General features: G+C 42.9%; 24 protein-coding genes. 18 read left to right on the top strand and 6 right to left on the bottom strand.

Annotated features, from left to right (window positions below):
- Positions 1 to 131 precede the first annotated feature (131 nt).
- Positions 132 to 1502: a magnesium transporter gene (gene mgtE / locus LJ707_RS08680; protein WP_228950413.1), complete on the top strand. Its 1371-nt coding sequence runs from the start codon at positions 132 to 134 to the stop codon at positions 1500 to 1502.
- A 4-nt stretch (positions 1503 to 1506) separates the two neighbouring features.
- Here mgtE and LJ707_RS08685 read toward each other — a convergent pair whose 3' ends face one another.
- Positions 1507 to 2106 (bottom strand): Crp/Fnr family transcriptional regulator, encoded by a 600-nt coding sequence (locus tag LJ707_RS08685; protein WP_228950414.1) that lies wholly within the window; start codon positions 2104 to 2106, stop codon positions 1507 to 1509.
- 227 nt (positions 2107 to 2333) lie between these two features.
- On the opposite strand from LJ707_RS08685, the gene LJ707_RS08690 reads away from it, so the two are divergent.
- Both LJ707_RS08690 and LJ707_RS08695 read left to right on the top strand, forming a co-directional pair.
- Entirely contained in the window at positions 2334 to 2918 is a 585-nt protein-coding gene (locus LJ707_RS08690) for a hypothetical protein (protein WP_228950415.1), read from the top strand.
- A 145-nt stretch (positions 2919 to 3063) separates the two neighbouring features.
- Complete coding sequence (locus LJ707_RS08695; protein ID WP_228950416.1) at positions 3064 to 3579, top strand: SMI1/KNR4 family protein; 516 nt, start codon at positions 3064 to 3066, stop codon at positions 3577 to 3579.
- Positions 3580 to 3638: 59 nt separating this feature from the next.
- Here the strand turns inward: LJ707_RS08695 and LJ707_RS08700 are convergent, their stop codons facing one another.
- Positions 3639 to 3956, bottom strand: a complete 318-nt coding sequence (locus LJ707_RS08700) for a DUF3276 family protein (RefSeq protein ID WP_228950417.1) — start codon at positions 3954 to 3956, stop codon at positions 3639 to 3641.
- 131 nt (positions 3957 to 4087) lie between these two features.
- Positions 4088 to 5872, bottom strand: coding sequence for an ABC transporter ATP-binding protein (locus LJ707_RS08705; protein ID WP_228950418.1), 1785 nt, complete (start codon positions 5870 to 5872; stop codon positions 4088 to 4090).
- Positions 5873 to 6071: 199 nt separating this feature from the next.
- Here LJ707_RS08705 and nusB point away from each other — a divergent pair, with 199 nt between their 5' ends.
- The 8 genes from nusB (at position 6072) to LJ707_RS08745 (ending at position 11020) form a co-directional block, all read left to right on the top strand.
- The gene (nusB, locus tag LJ707_RS08710; RefSeq protein WP_228950419.1) at positions 6072 to 7019 is read left to right on the top strand and encodes a transcription antitermination factor NusB; all 948 of its coding nucleotides are present in this window, start codon (positions 6072 to 6074) and stop codon (positions 7017 to 7019) included.
- 38 nt (positions 7020 to 7057) lie between these two features.
- A complete protein-coding gene (locus tag LJ707_RS08715; RefSeq protein WP_228950420.1) occupies positions 7058 to 7501 on the top strand; it encodes a DUF1573 domain-containing protein in 444 nt (147 codons plus the stop codon).
- Positions 7502 to 7534: 33 nt separating this feature from the next.
- Entirely contained in the window at positions 7535 to 7831 is a 297-nt protein-coding gene (yajC, locus tag LJ707_RS08720) for a preprotein translocase subunit YajC (protein WP_228950421.1), read from the top strand.
- Positions 7832 to 7897: 66 nt separating this feature from the next.
- On the top strand, positions 7898 to 8845 hold the full coding sequence (locus tag LJ707_RS08725) for a YbbR-like domain-containing protein (protein ID WP_228950422.1): 948 nt from the start codon (positions 7898 to 7900) through the stop codon (positions 8843 to 8845).
- A complete protein-coding gene (gene coaE, locus LJ707_RS08730; protein ID WP_228950423.1) occupies positions 8846 to 9439 on the top strand; it encodes a dephospho-CoA kinase in 594 nt (197 codons plus the stop codon). It begins immediately after the preceding gene.
- A complete protein-coding gene (locus LJ707_RS08735) occupies positions 9439 to 10377 on the top strand; it encodes an MBL fold metallo-hydrolase (protein WP_228950424.1) in 939 nt (312 codons plus the stop codon). Before coaE ends, LJ707_RS08735 begins: the two co-directional genes overlap by 1 nt.
- Positions 10377 to 10535, top strand: coding sequence for a DUF5522 domain-containing protein (locus LJ707_RS08740; protein WP_255678805.1), 159 nt, complete (start codon positions 10377 to 10379; stop codon positions 10533 to 10535). The genes LJ707_RS08735 and LJ707_RS08740 overlap by 1 nt, the downstream gene beginning before the upstream one ends.
- 35 nt (positions 10536 to 10570) lie before the next feature.
- A complete protein-coding gene (locus tag LJ707_RS08745) occupies positions 10571 to 11020 on the top strand; it encodes a MarR family winged helix-turn-helix transcriptional regulator (protein WP_228950425.1) in 450 nt (149 codons plus the stop codon).
- Positions 11021 to 11022: 2 nt separating this feature from the next.
- Here LJ707_RS08745 and LJ707_RS08750 read toward each other — a convergent pair whose 3' ends face one another.
- Positions 11023 to 11730 carry a ZIP family metal transporter gene (locus LJ707_RS08750; protein ID WP_228950426.1) on the bottom strand — a complete coding sequence of 236 codons (708 nt, stop codon included), beginning with the start codon at positions 11728 to 11730 and terminating at the stop codon, positions 11023 to 11025.
- Positions 11731 to 11738: 8 nt separating this feature from the next.
- On the bottom strand, positions 11739 to 12302 hold the full coding sequence (locus LJ707_RS08755; protein WP_228950427.1) for a phosphatase PAP2 family protein: 564 nt from the start codon (positions 12300 to 12302) through the stop codon (positions 11739 to 11741).
- Positions 12303 to 12557: 255 nt separating this feature from the next.
- Here LJ707_RS08755 and LJ707_RS08760 point away from each other — a divergent pair, with 255 nt between their 5' ends.
- The 6 genes from LJ707_RS08760 (at position 12558) to LJ707_RS08785 (ending at position 18028) form a co-directional block, all read left to right on the top strand.
- Entirely contained in the window at positions 12558 to 12740 is a 183-nt protein-coding gene (locus tag LJ707_RS08760; RefSeq protein ID WP_228950428.1) for a hypothetical protein, read from the top strand.
- A 6-nt stretch (positions 12741 to 12746) separates the two neighbouring features.
- Entirely contained in the window at positions 12747 to 13787 is a 1041-nt protein-coding gene (locus LJ707_RS08765) for an LPO_1073/Vpar_1526 family protein (protein WP_228950429.1), read from the top strand.
- 317 nt (positions 13788 to 14104) lie between these two features.
- Positions 14105 to 15490 carry a phosphoglucosamine mutase gene (glmM, locus tag LJ707_RS08770; RefSeq protein WP_228950430.1) on the top strand — a complete coding sequence of 462 codons (1386 nt, stop codon included), beginning with the start codon at positions 14105 to 14107 and terminating at the stop codon, positions 15488 to 15490.
- A gap of 91 nt (positions 15491 to 15581) precedes the next feature.
- Positions 15582 to 16718 carry a cysteine desulfurase family protein gene (locus LJ707_RS08775; RefSeq protein ID WP_228950431.1) on the top strand — a complete coding sequence of 379 codons (1137 nt, stop codon included), beginning with the start codon at positions 15582 to 15584 and terminating at the stop codon, positions 16716 to 16718.
- 129 nt (positions 16719 to 16847) lie between these two features.
- Positions 16848 to 17480, top strand: coding sequence for a hypothetical protein (locus tag LJ707_RS08780; RefSeq protein ID WP_228950432.1), 633 nt, complete (start codon positions 16848 to 16850; stop codon positions 17478 to 17480).
- Between the two features lie 146 nt (positions 17481 to 17626).
- Complete coding sequence (locus LJ707_RS08785; RefSeq protein ID WP_228950433.1) at positions 17627 to 18028, top strand: hypothetical protein; 402 nt, start codon at positions 17627 to 17629, stop codon at positions 18026 to 18028.
- Positions 18029 to 18091: 63 nt separating this feature from the next.
- Here the strand turns inward: LJ707_RS08785 and LJ707_RS08790 are convergent, their stop codons facing one another.
- Positions 18092 to 18877: an SDR family oxidoreductase gene (locus LJ707_RS08790; RefSeq protein ID WP_228950434.1), complete on the bottom strand. Its 786-nt coding sequence runs from the start codon at positions 18875 to 18877 to the stop codon at positions 18092 to 18094.
- Positions 18878 to 19059: 182 nt separating this feature from the next.
- On the opposite strand from LJ707_RS08790, the gene LJ707_RS20405 reads away from it, so the two are divergent.
- Positions 19060 to 21861, top strand: a complete 2802-nt coding sequence (locus tag LJ707_RS20405; RefSeq protein WP_228950435.1) for an ATP-binding protein — start codon at positions 19060 to 19062, stop codon at positions 21859 to 21861.
- Positions 21862 to 22275 lie beyond the last annotated feature (414 nt).

Raw genomic sequence — 22275 nt, forward strand, 5'->3', positions numbered from 1 at the left:
AACGACCAATGACCATTGCCCAATGACTAAAACGCCGCAAAGATAACACAAAAAAATTCCTGTATTTTGAAAAAATAAACGACTTTTGCCAGCGGAAAATCAGGTTTATAACAATGTAAAAAATAGGGCTTATGGAAGAAATGGTTGAACAGGTAGAATTAATACTTGAGCAGGAAGATGATGCGGCGCTGCAGGAGTACCTGAACAACCTGAATATATCAGATGTGGAACAACTGATAGATGAGCTTCCGGAGCATGGCCCAAAATTCATCGAGATACTCTCCGTAAACCGTGCGGTAAACGTTTTCAGGATACTGGACTTTCGCAAGCAGGAGCGCATAATCAAAAAAATTTCAGGAGGTAAGGTAGCCGAAATCATTAACGGCCTGCCGCCGGATGACCGTACCGCACTTTTTAGCGAGCTGCATGGCGATGCCGTTGCCAAGCTGATATTACACCTGCCGCCCGCTGATCGCAGGGAGGCATTATCCCTGTTGGGGTATGAGGAGGATAGCGTTGGCCGTTTGATGACGCCCGATTATATCGCCGTAAAAAAAACCTGGGATGTAAACCGGGTGCTTTCGCACATACGCCGCTTTGGTAAAAACTCCGAAACCATTGATGTTATTTACGTGGTTGATGATAACCGCGTGCTGCTTGATGATATACGGATACGCGAGATACTGCTGGTAAAACCCGAAACCAGTGTGAGCGACCTGATGGACGGCCGGTTGATTGCCCTGCACGCTGCCGATCCGCAGGAAGAAGCTATTAATACCTTCAGGATGAATAACCGTGTGGCACTGCCCGTGGTTGATGATGATAACGTGCTGCTGGGTATAGTTACCGTGGATGACATTTTGTGGATAGCCAACGAAGAATATACCGAGGATATACAAAAAATTGGTGGTACCGAAGCGCTTGATGAGCCTTACCTGGATGTATCACTTTTTACCCTTGTAAAAAAGCGCGTGGGCTGGCTGGTGATACTATTTTTAGGGGAGATGCTTACCGCTACCGCGATGGGTTTTTTTGAAAAGGAAATTGAAAAGGCGGTGGTGCTGGCTTTGTTTATTCCGCTCATTATATCCAGCGGGGGTAACAGCGGGTCGCAGGCTTCAACGCTGATTATCCAGGCTATGGCTTTGGGTGAGGTTACCCTGAGCGATTGGTGGCGGGTAATGCGCCGCGAAATTATGGCAGGGCTGATGCTTGGCTTTGTGTTGGGCTGTATTGGCTTTTTAAGGATATACGTGTGGTCGTTATTTTCAGATATATATGGTCCGCACTGGTTTTTGGTGGGCTTAACCGTAGGTATTACATTAATAGGGGTTGTGCTATGGGGATCGTTAAGCGGATCTATGCTGCCCATCCTCCTCAAACGTTTGGGGGCCGACCCTGCTACCTCATCCGCGCCGTTTGTGGCTACATTGGTTGATGTTACCGGCTTGGTGATCTATTTTTCGATAGCGGTACTGCTGCTGCGGGGTATAATGCTTTAAAGGCTTATTCAGCCCTCTTTTTTTCGATGCGCTTGCGCATACGGCTTAGCGATGGGTTGGTGATGCCCAGGTATGATGATATGTGATAAGCCGGGATACGCTCAATAATATGCGGATGCTCGTCAAGTAGCCGGAGGTAACGTTGCTCGTGCGAGAAGAAGATAAATTCCTCAGTACGGGTTTGCGCTATCGAAAAAAATGATTCGGCTAATATCCTGCCGAATTTGCTCCAGTTAGGGTGGGTATCGTAAAGCCCGTTCAGGTCATTGTATGAAATAAAAAATATCTCCGAATCTTCCATCGCCTCAATAAAATACCAGCAGGCAGTTTGCGAGATAAAACTCCGGAATGAAACCACGAACTGATTTTCGGAGAAGAAAAAGATGTTCTTATCCTCATTTGTTTCCGGGTTACGGTAGTAGATGCGGAAGATGCCTTTTACTACCAGCCCCAAATCCTTGCATACCATGCTTTGCATATTAAAATAATCGCCCTTGTTTATCTTCCGGGCTTTCCAAAAAGGTTGGCTGTCGCTGATATCCTTATCATTAAGCGGAGCAAATTTTTTAAGATGCTGAAATATATCATCATGTATAACGGCCATTGTGTATGTTATTTGTTGGGTGTGTAATGCAAAACCGCAAATCTCGGTATTATCATTCTATCGAAATTTAACTAAGGTTAAAAAACGGTAATTATTTACAGAACTGATTTTATTTCAATATGATAACTGCAATTGTAATGTCAGCTTTTATTTGTATTTTAACCTAAGTGAAAAACGGGTACTGTGAGAAAGTAGATTTTTGAACCAACATAAACATTTTAAAAATCATGACAGCAAGTACACAACCTACAACAACAGTAGCCGGGGGCGCTGTTGCAACTTCCACATCATTGCGTAATCTTTATTTTACGCGTGCAGCATTCTCCATAGTATGGGTTATTTTGATGGCCGTAGTTGGCAAAGTCCGAACAGACATTGCCGAAATTCTACTTATAATATACCCCGCCTGGGATGTTGTAGGCACCTTTTTAGATATGCGTGCCAACCACGGCAGTGCGCCAAAAACAACACAATATGTAAATGCCGCCATTAGTACCATAACCACCATTGCGGTAATTTTTGCCCTGCAAAAAGGTGTTCCTGAAACGTTGATAGTTTTTGGCACCTGGGCAATAGGCACCGGATTGATCCAATTAGTATTGGGGTTGCGTCGCCGAAAATATTTAACCGGCCAATGGCCCATGATCATCAGCGGGGCGCAATCAACACTGGCCGGTAGCTCATTTATCCTCCTGGCGCATGATCCAACCAAAGGAATTACCAGCCTGGCAGGTTATGCCGCTTTTGGTGCATTTTACTATTTGTTGGCAGCATTCAGACTGAATAAAACGGCTAAGGTTGCTGCCGCGTAAAGCGAATATTAATAATGATCTGTATAAAGCTCCGCATAGTTGTGGGGCTTTTATATTTATAACAGATTTTTAGAATTTTAAATAATCTGTTGTAGTGTTATTTTGTGGGACATAAATCATTTTAAAAACCGATTAAACTTTATTGATGAAAGATCTGCTTAAAGAAATATCCAAACTCGCGATACAGTCCCAGGCATTCGGCTTAACAAATGAACATAAACAATCAGGTTGGTTAGGTAATAGCCCTGCAACAATGGAGGGTATCCTGAAAGCGGAGCGTAGATTAGGTGTTGAATTGCCTAATGATTATAAAGAGTTTCTTTTGCTTACAAATGGCTTCTTTACTCCTTGTGATTCAACAGAGCCAATCTTCGAGGCAATAAACAATATTGATCATCTTAAAAATATTGATGCCTATTTACTTGAAATTTGGAATGAAGGAGTATTAATTGATGTAGGTAAACAACTCAATAGAGCTATTGTAGTTGCAGGGATGGAAGATGAACAATATTTTTTGTTGATCCCTCCGGATTATTCGGTTAATAAGTGGCAGTATTGGAAATTTGCCAATTGGATACCCGGCGAAGAACGTTATGAAAGCCTGAAAAAATACTTTACCTCAGTATTAAACTTTATGAAAGACCATTCTGAAAAGTCATAAACAAAAAAGCCCCGCTGTTGCGGGGCTTGGTATAAGGAGTTTATTTTAACAAGGGTTGTTTAAATCTCGAATGAAAAGTCTTCGTCGGCTTTGGCGGTTTCGTTAAACTCGTAACGCTTTTCGTTAACTTCCTGGTTGGCTTTGATGTACTCAACAGTATCTTTCAGGCCTTCGGCAAATTTTTCAAAGTCCTCTTTGTATAAAAATATCTTATGTTTTATGAACGCGCCGTCTTCAAGTCGTTTCTTACTTTCAGTAATGGTAATGTAATAGTCGTTTGACCGGGTTGCCTTAACATCAAAAAAATAAGTTCTTTTCCCTGCTCTTACCTTCTTTGAAAAAACCTCCTCACGCTCTCTGTTTTCAAAATCTCCCATGTTAACAAAATGTTGTGTTTTAGAATTGACTGGCATAAATATAAAGAAAAATTCAAATAGCAACTATTTTCATAGCAATTATGTTAATTTTTTCAAACATTTATAATTAACTTTTGTATAAACGGGCTTGGTTAAGCGTTTTCCTCTTCTAATAACTGCTTTTCGTATAAAGCAAAATAAGCGCCTTTTTTATCCATTAATGTAGCGTGGTTGCCCTGTTCAATAATGCGGCCCTCATCAAGCACTAATATATTGTCGGCGTTTTTTATGGTTGATATGCGGTGGGCTATAATAACACTTGTTTTGCCCTGCATCACCTTGCCAAGGTTATTGAGTATTTCTTCTTCGGTACGGGTATCAACGGCCGACAGGCAATCATCGAATACCATGATCTGCGGATGCTTTAGTATGGCCCGCGCTATGGATACGCGCTGCTTTTGCCCGCCGGAGAGGGTAATGCCGCGTTCGCCTATCATGGTGTCAAAGCCTTGTTCAAGCTCTATAATATTATTATAAACGGCGGCATCTTTGGCCGCCTGCTCCACACGCGGCATATCCATTACATCAATAGCGAAGGCAATATTACGGGCAATGGTATCCGAAAACAGGAAAACATCCTGCGGTACAAAACCGGTTTGCGAGCGGTAATTATCAAGGTCAAGGCTGCGTATGGGCGTGCCGTCTATCAATACCTCGCCGCCGGTACTGTCATACATGCGCATCAGCAAATTGGCAATGGTTGATTTGCCCGAACCGGTACGGCCAATAATGGCCAGCATCTGCCCTGGTTGTATAGTGAACGATACCCCGTTCAATGCCTTTATACCCGTTTCGGGATAAGTGAAGGATACGTTATTAAATTCGATAAGACCTTTAACGGTGGTTTTAATGCCATTTACAGAGATGATCTCGGGCTGCTCATGCAAAAACTCATTGATGCGCTTTTGCGATGCGGCGGCTCTTTGTATAAGCGAGGTTACCCAGCCCAAAGCCATCACCGGGAACATTAACTGGCTCAGGTAAACAATAAATTCAGCAATGTTACCGGGCGTAATGTTGCCCTTCATAACTTCAATACCGCCTATATATAGTACAATAACATTGCTTAGGCCAACTAATAGCAGCATCAGCGGGTAAAACATGGCCTGCACACGGGCAAGTTCCATGGAGTGGGTTTTATAATCCTCGCTTTCGGCAGCGAATTTTTTACGTACAAAACCCTCACGCACGTATGATTTTACTACCCTTATGCCCGAAAATGTTTCCTGCACAAAGCCCGACAGGGATGACAGGCGCTCCTGGATCTTCTCGCTGCGGCTATTAATAATATTGTTAACATAGTAAATAATACCCGCCAATACAGGCATCGGTAATACCGAATAAATGGCCAGCCTAACGTTAACTGTTAACATGGCATATATCACCAAAATAAACAGCACTATTGTATTTACGGTATACATAATGCCCGGGCCAAGGTACATGCGCACGCGGCTAACATCCTCGGTAACACGGTTCATCAGGTCACCGGTATTGTGGCGGCGGTAAAACGCCATGGAGAGGGCCTGGTAGTGGTTATATATTTCGTTTTTAAGGTCGTACTCAATATGCCGCGACATGAGGATGATGGTTTGCCGCATAAAAAACAAAAACATGCCCCGTATAAGCGCCAGCACCAGTACCAGTACGCCAAAAAGCATCAGGCTCGCGCCAAATATATCATATATAATATGCTGGCGTTCAAAGCCATTGTACAGGCGGTAAAGGTCAATGTTTTCGGCAACAAGATCAAACGCTACGCGGATAACCTGCGCAGGCAGCACCCCGAATATGTTGGAGGCTATAACGAAGAGTATGCCCGGCAACAGCCGCCAGCGATACTTTAAAAAAAACTTATTGAGGTAAGCCAGGTGTTTCATAAGCCGGGAGGCAAAGATAGGTAATTTGTATTGGCATGGGCAGTAATAAACTTGTGCCATTTTTTAGTGACACAGTATTCAACAGTAAATGATACTTGGCTACTACAAAAAAAACACCTACTTTTGCGGCGTATAATATTTAGCAGATAAATACGTACAAGAATACAAACAAGCTCAATCAACTGATCGTTCTTACACAATGTTAAACAGAAGGCACTTACGCGTAAAGGTATTACAGTCGTTATACGGCTACCACCAGTCGAGCAACCGCGACATCAAAATCCATCAAAAAACTTTATTAAACAGTGTTGATTCGGTGTACGAAATGTACATCTGGATGCTTTCACTCATTCAGGAAGTGGTAGGCTACGCGGCAAACGATGCCGACGAGCGCGCCAACAAACACCTGCCCACAGCCGAGGATCTTAATCCTAATCTAAAAATTCTTAATAACCGTTTCATAGCGTCATTAGCCGTTAACAAGGAATATATTGCCGCGGTTAAAAAATATAAGATAGACTGGACGTTTGACCCTGAACTGTTCAAATCACTGTTTAATACACTGAAGGCCGCCCCGGAGTACAAGGAGTATTTGGATAAAACAGAAGATAGCCTGCACAGCGATAAGGATATCATCAAGTTCATCTTTAAAAAGGTGATCCTGAAATCATCATTAGCCGAGCAGGTTTTTGAGGATAAATTCATCAACTGGCCGGTTGATAAGGATGTTTTGCAGGCATTGATCGCCAAAACATTCAAAAACTTCTCAAACGATAATTATGAGCTTAACAAGCTTGCCGAAGTTACCGTTAACTGGGAAGAGGACAGGGAATTCATCATCGATCTGTTTGATAAGTGCATTCGCCATGATGAGGAATATCAGGCGCTTATAGCTGTTAAAACCCAAAACTGGGAGCCTGAGCGTATTGCCATGATGGATACCCTGCTGATGAAAATGGCATTGACCGAGTTTCTTAACTTTTCATCAGTACCGGTTAAGGTTACTATAAATGAGTACCTGGAGATCTCAAAGGAATTCAGTACACCAAAAAGTAACTCATTTATTAACGGCATACTTGATAAGATACTGGCCGAACTAAAAGCCGAGAACAAGATCAAAAAAACCGGTAGAGGTTTAATTGAATAATTGTAATATTGAACTGAATTCAACCAATATTATAGATAATGAAGAAAGTACTATTCAGCCTGGCCGCCTCAGTATTAATCCTGGCTGCCTGCAATCAGCGTAACTCAGGCAATGCAACCGGCATTGATTCAAACAGCACCGCCGCTACCGAGGTTGACTCGGCAAACGCGCCGGTAGTTAAGTTTGAGGTTGGAACGCATGATTTTGGCAAGGTAAAGCAAGGCGAAAAGGTAAACTTTGAATACAAGTTCACCAACACGGGTAAATCTCCGCTGGTAATATCAAACGCTACGGCAAGTTGTGGCTGCACCGTGCCCGAGTGGCCTAAAACCCCGGTAAAACCCGGCCAAAGCGCGGCCATAAAGGTTACTTTTGACAGTGCCAACAAAAGCGGCCTGCAGGATAAGCTGATAACCGTTACCGCCAATACCATACCTGCCCAAACCGTAGTGCATTTGGTGGGTGAGGTAACAACCAAATAATTTTTCAAGAAACAATAATTAAATACAAAAACTATGGGTTCTAATCCGCAATCATTAATAATGATGGGCCTCATCATACTGGTGTTTTACTTCTTTATGATACGCCCGCAGATCAAAAAGCAAAAAGACCAGAAGAAATTTGTTGATGACCTTAAAAAAGGCGATAAGGTAGTTACTACCGCAGGCATACACGGCCGTATAATTGATCTGGCCGAAACTACCATACTTATTGAAGTTGAAGGCGGTACCAAAATTCGTTTTGATAAAACAGCTATCTCGCTTGATGCCTCAAAAGCGCTTAACGCGCCGGCCCCGGCAACAAAATCATAAAATAAGTTGTTAAATTTATATGCCGTTCAGTTTTTTATAAGTTGAACGGCATTTTAATTTATAGCAATGCCCATAATAAAACTATCACCGGCGGAAAGAAGACGGCTTACGGCATTTACAACCTGTATTATACTGGCTGTGATTGCCTGGGTGTTTGCGGTATTATCAAACCCGCATAACTTTACCGTACCCAAGGTGATCGTTTTTAAGAACGCGCCGCAGCGCAGGGCTTTCCACTCGCTACAGTCTGACACTATTAACGCCACGGTACAGGGCAACGGCTGGCAAATGCTGTTTTCCCGCATTAATGACGATAACAATACCATATCTGTTGACCTGCATACGCTTGAGCAGCGCGATTATGTGGTACTGGGCTCACAATTGCGGCGTATCAATACCAGCCAGCCCGCAAACAGGCAGATCATCGCTTTTGATCCAGATACCTTATACTTCGATTTTTCGAGCCGCAGGGTAAAAAAGGTGCCGGTACAATTGTTAACCTCTATTGAGTATAAAAAACAGTTTGACCAATCGGGAGATATTGCGCTCAAGCCTGATTATGTAACCATCAGCGGCCCGTCTGAACTGATAAGCCGCATAACCGCCTGGAATACTGATACCCTGCAAATGGATAACGTGGGCGAATCTGTAAATAAACAGCTTAAAATGCAATCGGTAAAAGAGGTGAACATGACGGTTTACCCCAAAACCATACAGGTAAAAATACCCGTTGATGAGTTTACAGAGAAAACACTGGAGATACCCGTAAAGGTTATCAATAACCACAACTATTATAACGTTAAAGTATTGCCGCAAAAGGTTAAGGTAACTTTTATGACCTCGCTTACCGATTACCCCGATATGGACGATGCTTTTTTTGAGGCCACGGTCGATCTTAATTTGTGGGAGCAAAAGGGATACCATACGCTGCCGGTAAATCTTAAAAGGATACCTCCGTATTGCCGCATCGTAAAAATTGAACCGGCTGTAGTTGATTTCATCATCAAAAAATAAATGCTTAAAATAGGATTAACAGGTAACATAGGCAGCGGAAAAACCACCGTTGCCAGGGTATTTGAAGTGCTGGGCATCCCGGTGTTTTATGCTGATGATGCCGCCAAAAAAGTAATGGTTACCGATGCCGGGCTGATAGAGGGAGTAAAGCAGGCTTTTGGCAGCGATGCCTATTTTGCCGATGCCACGCTTAATCGTAAGCATATCGCCAATATAGTTTTTAATAATGCCGATGAACTGGCTAAGTTGAACGCTTTGGTTCATCCCGCTGTTTTCAGGGCGTTTTATGCGTGGGCCGCTACAATTAGCAATGCTCCGTATGTAATAAAGGAGGCCGCGATATTATTTGAAAGCGGATCGTACAAATTGTGCGATCAAACAATATTGGTTTCGGCACCGCTTGAGCAGCGTTTACAAAGGGTAATGCAGCGCGATGGCATTAGTTATGATGAAGCTGCCAGCAGAGACGCGCGCCAAATGAGTGAAGACAAGAAAATAAAGCTGGCCGATCATGTTATTATAAACGATGGCGGCCGGTTAGTTATACCGCAGGTGCTCAGCCTGCACCAGCACTTTACAGCGGTTAAGGGCTAATGATTTTAGATGATTTTGTGCTTTTTGATGCCCATGGCCTCTACTGCAAATACGGTAATTTTTATATAGACCCTGTACACCCGGTTGATAGGGCCGTAATATCGCACGCCCATGCCGACCATGCCATAGCAGGTAACCGCGAGGTATGGTGTACCGGCGGCACGCAGGCGTTTATGCAGTTGCGTTACACTGAAAATGCCGCGCGTATATTTAATATTGTTGCTTACAGGCAGCAATTTAATGTTGGCGGGGTAGAGATAACCTTTATACCCGCGGGCCATATACTGGGTTCGGCGCAAATACTGATGGCCTACCAGGGAATTACATACCTTTATACCGGCGATTTTAAGTTACAGGCCGATGCTACCTGCGAGCCTTTGGAATGGGTTAAGGCCGATGTGCTGATCACTGAAAGTACCTTTGCCAACCCCGCCACCCGACATCCTGAGCCGGTAGCGGAGATAAGCAAGTTGAATGATATCAAACTGAATATATTGTTAGGTGCCTATGGTTTGGGTAAAAGCCAACGACTGATACGTTTAATAAACGATTATGCGCCGCAAAAAACTATTTTGGTACATCACCGTATAATGCCGTTGAATAGCGTTTACGAAAAGGCGGGCTTTAGCCTGGGTAAGCACCAGCTATACAACCGTAAGCTGATGAAAACCCAGCAGGAGTATGTTTACATTGTGCCGCCATTTACGTTTGATAGTTACATCAGGGCTAAGGATGTAAAGCGACTTTTTGCCTCGGGCTGGAAAAATTTGCAGGTGAATAGCCAGGATACCCTCTATATATCAGACCATGCCGATTGGAACGATATACTGGAGATGATAAAACAGGTGCAGCCAACACAGGTTTGGACTCTGCATGGCGATGGCAAATACCTGCGCGAGCATTTTAACGGTACCCTGTTTGTAAAGCTGCTTAACTAATGCTTACTGAGAATATTGATTATTATTTTAATGCCGACGGATTAATGGTTTTTACCAAAGAATATCATTTAAAACGCGGTTATTGTTGCAAAAACCAATGTTTGCATTGCCCATGGAATTTCAGGGTGAAAAAACGTTATACTCAAATTAAAAAATAATAAACATATTTGCCTTTTAGGCATTTATATACACTATGCGAATAGAGGAAGAGATACAAAGTACTAATTTTGAGGATAATTACCATAAGGTAATTATAAATGTTGCATACACGCAAAGCTGGTTAAGCAACATCTCGCGTGCGCATTTTGAGAAGTATAATCTTACATCGCAACAGTTTAATATACTGCGCATTCTACGTGGGCAGTATCCTAAACCGGCAACCGTTAACCTGCTTAAAGAGCGTATGATCGACAAAATGTCGGACGCGTCGCGCATTGTTGACCGCCTGGTGCAAAAAGGCCTGGTATCACGCTGCACCAACTCAAAGGACAGGCGCGCGGTAGATATCCAGATCAGTCAGCATGGCTTGGATACATTAGCCAAGATGGATGTTGAATTCAAATCAAAGGATTTGCTGAAAGATCAGCTTACCGAAGAAGAAGCCGCACAATTAAGCGACCTGCTGGATAAGATGAGGGGATAGTATTACAATAAAAATCCCGCCAGGGCTATACCTATACCCAACAGTACAGCTATCATTTTGCGCAGGTTAAATTTATGATCGGCGCTTGACTCAAACAGTATGGTGGTTGATATGTGCAGGAATATACCGATCACTACACCCATTATCCGGTTAAAATATTGTTGCAGGTTGCCAATACCGCCATTGCTCAATGCGTTGCTCAACAGGTAACCGGCAGGTGCCATCAGGGCAAAAAGCACTATAAAAAATACGATACGGCTTTTACTTTGATTGTGCGCCAGCAAAACGCTGCCCAAAGCGAATGAGGCAGGTATATGGTGCAGCGCGATACCGAAAACCAATTCGTGCTGATGGCCTTCGGCTATGGGCATTCCTTCTAAAAAAGCATGCAGGCACAGGCTTACCATAATGCCGAACGGAAAAGCATGATCGTGCCCGTGCTTATGAATATGCCCGTGCTCAATACCATCCGAAAATTGCTCAAGTACGATCTGAAATATAAAACCGATCAGGATGAATACCCCCACCAGGTTGTCATCGCCGTGGTAAGCATCAGGTATAAGGTGTAAAACAGTGATGCCGAACAGGTAAGCACCGCTAAACGCGAGCACAATTTTTAATAGTTTATGATTGCCTCCTTTAAATAAAAAAACAGCGGTACCGCCTAAAAAGGCGCTGAAAAACAGGAGTAATAATTGCAGGTAGCTCATTATTTAAGTTAGAAGCCGGGTTGAAATTTTTTAAATAGTTTGGCCATGCCAAAGCCCACAATAAGGCCGAACAGTGCGCCCCCCATTACATCAATAGGGAAGTGTACGCTTACATATACCTGTGCAAAACAGATACTTGCCGCCCAAAGCATACTTACATACCATATCCATTTACGGCGGCGGCCAAATACCAGGCTCATAAAGGCAGCCATGGCAAAATGATCGCTGGCATGTGTTGACGGGAAGCTGTATCCCGAGCCACAGCGTACACGGGGTATGTCCTTTTCGGCGGTAACAGGATCTCGGCAGGGGCGTACCCTTTGAATGATGGGCTTGATGATGCTTGCGCTAACAAAATCGGCAACGCCGGCGCTGGCCGCCAGCATTAGCACAATAACAACACCCACCTTACGATATTTGTAGATACAAAAACCGATAATGAAAATGTATAGTGGGATCCAAAAACGGGGATTACGCAAAAGTGGCATCAGCCAGTCGAAAAACGGGTTCGAGAGGTCGTGATTAATAAAGTAGAATAAATGCCGGTCGAGTTGTAAAAGTTGTTCAGGCATCAGGATAGTATTAGCGCCAAATTTTTGCGAGTGCAAATATAGCCATTAAATTGTCGGTTAAAACAACATCGGTATTACATTGTGTCAGCTAAGCATAATTACTTTTGTTTTTATTGATTTTAAGCTATTAAAGAGGTAAAGGATAAAGTTTAGCTTAAGCCTTAAGCAGCGAGTGTTAAGGGTTTTATATTTACTAAATTTGCGCTACTAAGTAATATCAAAATTTGTATTTTTAACAACCAAAACTTATCTAATATGAACTGGATATCTGAAAATAAGGAGATTTTATTTGGCGGCATTTTAGCTGCCATTGTCGGTGCCGTCATCACTGTCATTTTTCAAAAAACTGTAAAAAGTAAATCCAGTAAGCAATCTCTTAAATCCGGATCAAACTCTAAAAACATTCAGGTAGGAAGAGATTATAATCAAAAACCATAAATGACTATGCGGTTAGAAGCTGGCGAAAATTCTGAAAATATTCAGGCTGGTCGTGACGTAGTAATAAACGGTCTTGATTATCAATCAACAAAGGCGGTAGCTTTAGATGTATTCAACGCCAATATTGAAACGTTCGTTAAGAAAGCTGTGGAAATTGCGCAACAAAGAAATGAAGAATTTACCGAAAAATTTGTTAGAAAAACGTTTGAAGAAAATGCCAGCTTAGCTGAAAAGTTTCAAGAACCAGCCGTTCAATCTTCAATATTTAATGCTCAAAAAGAGTATGCAAAAAGCGGGGATATAGAGTTGGAAAGTCATTTGGTTAAGTTATTAGTAGAGCGAATCAAGGCTGACGAAAGTAGTTTAGAAAAAATCGTTTATGATGAGGCTTTATTGTCTATTTCAAAATTAACCTCGCAACAGCGTAATCTCTCAACGCTAATATACTTGATCTCGTCAATAACCTATAACAATATAAATAACGTTCCTCTGTTAGATGAATATTTCAGACAACGACTATTAATCTTTTATTCAGGCGAAATATTCAAACAAGCAAATATAAGTCATTTGCAATTTTGTGGTTGTTGCATTCTACTGGCAGAGGGAAATTCTTATAAATCGGTAGCAGAACTTCATTTATTGAGGTATAAAGGACTTTTTTCTAAGGGATTTAGCCTTGATCAACTTAAATCAAGGATCCCAGATATTCATGTGTTCGAGAATTTGTTAATTAAATGCTTAAGAGATCCAAGTTTAATACAAATTGGAACGTTAACAGACAGTGATTTAACGGAACAATTGAATGAATTGATATCTCCAAACATTCAAGTATTTAGGTCTCTCTGGGAGGAAAGTTCAATGTCCAGCGAAGAAGTCGAGCAGTTGTTATCAGAATCATATCCAAATGCTCGAGAGCTACAACACGACTGGAAAAAATCTTCGGTAAAATCAATGCATTTAACACCTGTTGGGCAAGTTATTGCTATTTTAAATTATAATCAATACGTGCAAAATTATCAAATGCCTTTAACATTAGCATTTAATTAATACGTTAAAAACAAACATTTCTTTTGATAAGGTTCGCCTATTTTTTATTTATCATTCAAGTCACTTTAATAAATGCATACTTGATAAGATTGATTATTAACGCATGAAATTTGAAATTAAATAATATTGAATGCGTGATAAGCCACTAATTGTTTGATGTTCTTAGCTTAGCAATAGGGATAAAATACTCAGTAAGGGGACAAAAGTGGATATTTCTAAAAAGTAAAATATGCATTTTTACTCCTTAAAAGCTGTTTTTTATAGAGTCATGTTATATCTCTGGAATATAACTACTTTTGCCGCAAACTTTATTTGCATTGACACTAATCAAATCAATAAGCGGCATCCGCGGCAGCATCGGCGGCGCAGCCGGTGAGGGCTTAACGCCGCTTGACATTGTAAAATTCACCTCTGCCTATGGTAGCTGGGCGGTAAAAAAGGCAGGCATTAACAAGATCGTCATCGGCCGGGATGCCCGCATCTCGGGCGAAATGGTAAGCAGCCTGGTAACCGGCACCCTGCAAGGCCTGGGCATAGATGTGATCGACCTCGGCCTGAGCACCACACCCACGGTAGAAATAGCCGTACCACTGGAAAAAGCCGCAGGCGGCATCATCCTGACCGCCAGCCATAACCCCAAACAATGGAACGCCCTGAAACTGCTGAACGAAAAAGGCGAGTTCATCAGCGATGCAGATGGCAAAGAAGTACTGGACATAGCCGAAGCCAGTGACTTTAGCTACGCCGATGTAGACAGCCTGGGCAAAGTAATCCAGGACGACACTTACCTGCAAAAACATATCGATCTGATACTGAACCTGCCACTGGTGGATCAGGAAGCGGTAAAACAAGCGAACTTTAAAATAGCGATAGACTGTGTAAACTCCACCGGCGGCATCTATGTACCGGCACTATTAAAAGCATTAGGCGTACAAACCATTTACGAGCTGTATACCGAACCCAACGGCCACTTCCCCCATAACCCTGAGCCGCTGCCTGAGAACCTGACCGCGATAGCCGAAACGGTAAAGGAAAACAAAGCTGACCTGGGCATTGTGGTAGACCCTGATGTAGACCGGCTATGCTTTGTAAACGAAGATGGCAGCATGTTCGGCGAGGAATATACTTTAGTAGCGGTAGCCGATTACATCCTGAAACATACCCCGGGCAATACGGTATCCAACCTGTCATCCACAAGAGCGCTAAGAGATGTAACCGAAGCAAACCAAGGCAACTACACCGCCGCCGCGGTAGGTGAGGTAAACGTGGTGAACAAGATGAAGGAAACAAATGCCATCATTGGCGGGGAAGGTAACGGCGGTATCATTTATCCGGAGCTTCACTACGGCAGGGACGCGCTGGTAGGCATCGCCTTGTTCCTGACGCACTTGGCAAAGGAGAAGAAAACCATCTCCCAGCTCAGAAAAACCTACCCGGAATACTACATCTCGAAGAACAAGATCGAGCTGCAGGCGGGTATGGATATTGACGGCTTGCTCAGGCAGGTAGAAGAAAAATACAAGGATCAGCCTTACAGCACAATAGACGGATTAAAGATAGAATTCGGTAAAGAATGGGTACATTTGCGCCGGTCGAACACGGAGCCGATCATCAGGATCTATTCGGAGTCATCAAGCGAGGCAGCAGCAACTGCTTTGGCCGAAAAGCTCATTGCTGATATGAAAGCGATTCTGGGTATATAATAAAGGCTTTGCACGGTATATTTACCGTTAATATATAGGACGTAAACAACCGTGAGCGGAGCGATCTGCCCACACATAACTGATCAATATAATGCGTGTTTATTTTGATAACGCGGCCACTACGCCGCTTGACCCGGAAGTATTAAAGGAAATGTATAAGGTAATGGAAAGCCAGTTTGGTAATCCATCATCAATACATGCGCATGGCCGCGAGGCACGTACGCTTATTGAGCGTTCACGTAAAACCATTGCCAATTTACTGCATACATCACCCGCCGAAATATTTTTTACCAGCGGCGGTACCGAGGCGGATAACATGGCCATTAAATGCGGCATTGTTGACCATGGTTTAAAACACGCCATTACAAGTCGCTTAGAACACCATGCCGTGCTGCATACGCTTGAGGCGATGGAAAAGGCAGGTGTTATAAAACTAAGCTTTGTAGATACCGACCATAAAGGCAATGTTGATTACGCCCATCTTGAAAAACTGTTGCAGGATAATGAGCGCAGCTTTGTATCATTGATGCATGCCAATAACGAGATAGGTACACTTACTGATATTGAGCGTGTGGGCGAGCTATGTGAGCAGTATAATGCCTTATTTCATAGCGATACGGTGCAAACCATGGGGCATTTCCCGCATGATCTGAGCAAGCTTAAAGTGCACTTTTTGGTATGTGCCGCCCACAAGCTGCACGGGCCAAAAGGGGTAGGCTTTTTACATATCAATCATCGTATCAAAATAAAACCGATGATACACGGCGGTTCGCAGGAGCGCAATATGCGCGGCGGCACCGAAAATGTGTATGGTATTGCCGGTTTAGCCAAAGCGCTTGATATGGCCTATGCCGATATGGAAGCGCATCAGGCACATATACAAGGCCTTAAAAGCTATATGCTTGAGCAATTAAAGGCGGAGATACCGGGCGTAAGTTTTAACGGTGAAACTGACCCCGGAAAAAGTTTGTACACGGTGCTCAACGTATCATTCCCTGAAATGGATATGGCCGATATGTTGTTGTTTAATCTTGATATAGCGGGTATTTCGGCTTCGGGCGGCAGCGCCTGCAGTTCCGGTACTGATATTGGTTCGCATGTATTAACCGCTATCGGCGCAAACCCTTCTCGCGCGTCGGTAAGGTTTTCTTTCTCAAAATATAGCAATAAGGAGGAGGTTGATTTTACAGTGGCTAAACTTAAAGATGTTTGCCTGGTGAAAGCCTGACAGGCTGCTGTGATCGTTATCAACAATTCTTAACAGAATATATTTAAACGGCCAATTGATTTTCTGAATAAAAGAAAACAATTGGCCGTTCGTATAGGTTTGTTAATTAGAAATTAAAATTGATAACCTATGACAACAATAAATGAGATGGCTTGGGATGATCGCAACGATCAGCTAAAGCAAAATGAAACTGGCTATGCCGGTCAAAACTATACCGCTTCAGACAATGCTGTTGATCCGGATGAGGATGATCTGGATGAAGAGGATGAACTTTTGTATGAGGAAGAATTGGATACCGAACTTGAAGATGATGAATTAGATACCAGTATTGAAGATGATGAGGTAGCTGCTACCGACCCTTTATATGACGAAGAGGATGAAAGTACAACCTCCGGGTATACCAATACGCTAAGCAACGATGCCGCTTTTGATCGTGAATATGATGAAAACGAAGGTAATGGCTTGGATGAGGATAAGGACTTTGAGGCTCACCTGGCCCCGGAATCAGTAGACCCTGACCCGAATGAAATACCTGAGGAAGGCGAATCAGATAACGAAGGATCGGGCTATACACCAAGCCGCGAATATAGCGAACCACAGGAAGGTAATGATGCATCGTACAGTGAACAAACTGACGTAACGCCACCTAATCATAAAGAGTTCCCGTCCGAAGGCCCTGCAAAGGCCGATTTTGAGGCCCGCCCTCATGGCCGTACCACTGGCCGCATGATAGGCCACGAGCCTGGTACCGAAGGGATATAATTATTACAGATAATGAAATGAAGAGCCGGTTTTAACAAGCCGGCTTTTTTTGTCTGCAATTTGTCATTCTGCGTCCATTAGTAATTACGGATTAAACTATCACTATTGAACACAGTCATACCTATACAAAACAACGATAGAATACAATGAAAAAATTAATGCTGATGATAGCTTTTGTTGCTGGGATAGGTTTAGCGGCAAATGCGCAAACAGAGGTTAAGCCACATAAAACACCGCAGCAAAAAGCGGAAATGCTGAGCAAAAAAATGCAAACTGAACTGAGTCTTACTCAGGAACAGTCGACCAGGATACATGCTATATTGTTAACCCAGGCTACCCGTGTGGATAGTATAAAGGCAGCAAATGCTGATGGCGATAAAAAACGCCATGACCGCAAGGCTGTAAAACAGATAATGCAAAACACTGATAAGCAAATAACCGGTGTGTTAAATGCTGATCAGCTTAAAAAATATAACCAGCTAAAGGCCGATAAGGTGTATAAGATGCAGAAGAAGAGAGCCGAACAAGCTGGTAAAGTGCAAGGTTGATTTGATGTGGTAGATTGATTATGTTTAGTGAGAAGGAAAGCGGGCGAAAGCCCGCTTTTTGTTTTATATGAGGTTATGAGTAAAAGTGTAATGCAGCAATTTAGAGATGTTAACACTGTCAATCTGTTTCCACTCCTTTAGTTCATCTATAAATTCAGGTACAGCTAAATTTGCCGTTTGGGCGGCCTTTGTATAAAATTCAGCTTTGTGCGGGTGTTGGGGCGAGCACGCATTAAACGTATGCCCGAATGCCTGCTTTTGTAAAATGGCATGGCTGATGCCCAGGCAATCATCCAAATGTATCATGTTTACAGGTGCCTGGCCGTTGGGGATATCCTTTTTACCGGTAAAAAACCTACCGGCCTCGCGGTTTGGGCCAAATAAACCGCCGAAGCGGACGACGGTCATATCAAACCCGTTTTGCGCTTTAAGCAGATCTTCTACCGCAAGTAAAGCCTTGCCTGATTCAGTTGTAGGATTGGGCGGGTCAAGTTCAGTTACCTTTTGGTTGTTATCACCATATACCCCGGTTGAACTAATGTATATAACATGCTTTACCGGGCTGTTGCCGATAAGGTTAACCGCCTGTTGAATTTTTGTATGATAATCGCCACCGCTTCTTACTTTAGGGGGAATGGCTATCCATATAACATCGCACTCAAAAAAAGCAGGATCGTAATTTGATAGGGCAGTACCCAAGTCAATAATAAAAGGTGCTATGCCGTATTGTTGTAAAACAGGTAGCTTTTCGGCAGTGGTGGTTGATCCTTTTACGAGGTGACCTGCCTCAACTAATGATTTTGCTAAAGCAAGGCCATACCAGCCGCAACCTAAAATGCTTATCGTCATACTCAATATTTATAGGCTACAAACCTACTAAACATTTCACGGCTATTATAAGTATGCTGAAATCTTGAATAATATCTATTAACTTGATGTTAAATTACCAATATTTAAATGAAAGTTTGTTTTTAACGACAGATTTATAATAATATGCATGGTTAATTTGTATTTTAGTAGCACTTATAGTTGTGCGCAATTTTTTTTACCCCTTATTAATTGTTGTTGCATTAATAACCCTGCTGGTTGTTATTGATGCTGATGCTATTGCTCAAACTCCTGTTGATACGCTCGTAAAAACAGTTAAAACCATTAAAGATCCGGCTTCGGCAATGGCCTATGCTGATGCGCACATAGCGTTAGGCAGGCAGCGTAAGGATCGCTCTTATGAGGGTCGCGCGCTCTATGCAAAATCGTACAGACTTTACATGAATGGCGATGAGCTTAAAGCGCTTGAACTGGCGCGCCAGGCTAATCGCCTTGTTTCCCCCCGTGATTCATTTGTATATATCAAATCGGCAACCATGATAGCCTATATGCTGGGCAGGCATAGTAAAGAGCTGGAAGGATTACAGACGGCCTTTAGGGCTTTAAAGGTAGCTGAGGCTAAAAAATGGAAACGCTTAAGTGCCGATTGCCATATTTGTATAGCTGATATTTACCGTTCAATGGATAGGCCTTCGCAGGCATTGAACCATGCGCAGCAGGCTGCCGCTGATATGAAGGCCGCCAAGGATACCGCTATGTATATCATCGCGCTTAGTACACTGTCAAACGTTTACTCGCAGCATGCTTTTCAAACAACTTATAATATAGCCAGGGCGGTTGAGTATATGGAGCTGATACTTAAAGAGCCATATGTGCAAAAGCTTACCATTTTTGAAAGGGCACGATATTTAAGCAACCTTGGCCGACTTTATGAAATGCAGAAGAGGTTTGATAAGGCCGGTAAAGTATTACTTGAGGCTGTTGATATATGCCATCGGGAGGATTTTCCGGCTATTGAAAAACACGCGCTTAATGAGCTGGCTACCCTGCGCAATGATCAGGGCCGCTACCGCGAAAGTATCGAATTTTCGCAAAGGGCACTGGTCATACAGTCTGACGCGCAAACCAGTCGCATTATGCAGCGTAATATTTATAACAGGCTGAGCGACTCGTACGAGGGATTGAATGATTACAAACAGGCATTTAAATATTTTAAGCTTTACCGTAACCTGAGCGATACCATTACCAGCCTGGGCCTTACAAATGCCGCGGCCGAGCTTAACGAAAAGTACAAGCTTGATAAGCGCCTGCTACTTGAAGAAGCTAAATCAAAACTGGCCACGCAGCAACGTAACTTTAGTGTTATTATCGTGGTGCTTGTTATTATCGGTTTTGTGATCATGTACCGCTGGTATTATTTTAAACGGCAGCGCGAAGCAAATCTACTCGCTAAAGAACATCAGCAACTGGCGCGCCTTGATGCCATGAAAACCAGTTTTTTTGCCAACATCAGCCATGAGTTGCGAACACCGCTTACGCTTATTATGGGGCCGCTTGATGTACTGGTCAATCAAAAAATATTGAGTGAAGAGAAGCGAAATGTGCATCTGGAAACAGTATGGCGCAACAGCAAAAAGCTGCTGGGTATGGTAAATGAGTTACTTGACCTTGGTAAGATAGAAGCAGGCAACCTGCCCGTACGTTTACAAAAGGTGCATTTGCTGCCTTTTATCAGGGTGCTTTACCAGGGCTTTGCTTCGGCGGCGGAGCACCGGCAGATACGTTACTCCATTATTTGTAATATTGATGATAAGCTGATTGTAGAGGTTGATCGTGAAAAGCTTGAAAAGATCATAAATAACCTGATATCCAACGCGGTAAAATTTACACCGGCATATGGTGCCATATACGTTAATGCCAAAGCTAAAGCCGGGCGCCTTGAATTTACTGTTGCCAATACCGGCACAGGTATTCATCCTGATGATCTGAAACATATTTTTGACCGTTATTACCAGGGTAGTAAAGCCACTGCCGAAGGCGGTACAGGTATTGGTTTAGCCATATCGCGAGAATTTACTGAACTGCTTGGCGGTAATATTGAAATTGAGAACGACTGGGGGCGCGGTGTAGTTTTTAAAGTAAATCTACCTTTAACTGTACTTGATGAAGTACCCGACAGGGCTGATGATGGCGATGATACCGATAATGATGAGGCCGCGGCACAGTTACCGGGCACATTTACGGTGATGGTGGTTGAGGATCATACTGAAATGGCCCATTATATTGCCAGCATACTTAAACCTAATTATCATGTGGTAACCGTAAATAATGGTGTTGAAGCGCTTGATAAGCTTGAAGCCATGCCGCAACCGCCTGATCTGATCGTGTCTGACGTGATGATGCCATTGATGGATGGTTTCGCCTTGCTTGAACATCTTAAAAAGCACGATGCTTATTACCGCATACCAGTGGTGATGCTTACCGCGCTTGCCGATGCGCAAAACAAACTGAAAGCTTTAACCATAGGGGTAGACGATTATATTACCAAGCCATTTTTAAGCAGTGAATTACTTGCCAGGGTAGCTAATCTGCTCAATAACGTGTCAAACAGAGCCGTTGAAAGTGTAATGGTTCAGGATGAAGGTTTTGATGATGATGATACAGGCGAACAGGCTGCATCATCACCGGCAGACCTGGTATGGTTGGCAGAACTTGAAGCGTTAGTGCGCCGCTATGTAGGCAAAACCGACCTTAACATTGCTATGCTGAGCTATGAGCTTAACATAAGCGAACGGCAACTGAACAGGCGTATAAAGGCCATAACCGGCCTCACTCCAAATAAGTATATAAGGGCTATACGTTTACAAATAGCACGTGAGGCTATTGATAGTGGTAAGTATCGTACCATAGCCGAAATCTCGTACGCCGCGGGGTTTGATACACCTGCTTATTTTTCAAAACTTTTTAAAGCACATTACGGGCGTGATGTAAACGAGTTGCTGTAATGCAATACGTGTCTGTTTCCTTATTGCTTGATTTAATGCGGGTTATGTTTTTATGGCAGTTTTATTCAGGGCTTGTTTGGCAGTTCTGTTAAGCTAAATGTCCGTTTTGTTAAACTCAAAACACCCACATTTGAGTGTATTTAAACTATTAGCTAAATGAATTTTTTAATTGACGAGCAAAACTTAACAAGCATGGTTGCTACCCCTAAATCCAGAGCTGTTGTTACGTGCCCGCGTTGTAATAATGATCAGTGCGACCGTATACCACGAAGTAAAATAGTAAAGATTTTATTTTCTGATAACATGCGTCATTATAAATGTAGCCGTTGTTTCAAAAAGTTTTATAAATCGGCATAACATCTAAAACATACAAAACCATCTTTATAAACTTAGGTACCCGTTCTTTATAGCGGT

It is taken from the genome of Mucilaginibacter sp. UR6-1 (genome assembly GCF_020880975.1).
Lineage (GTDB): Bacteria > Bacteroidota > Bacteroidia > Sphingobacteriales > Sphingobacteriaceae > Mucilaginibacter.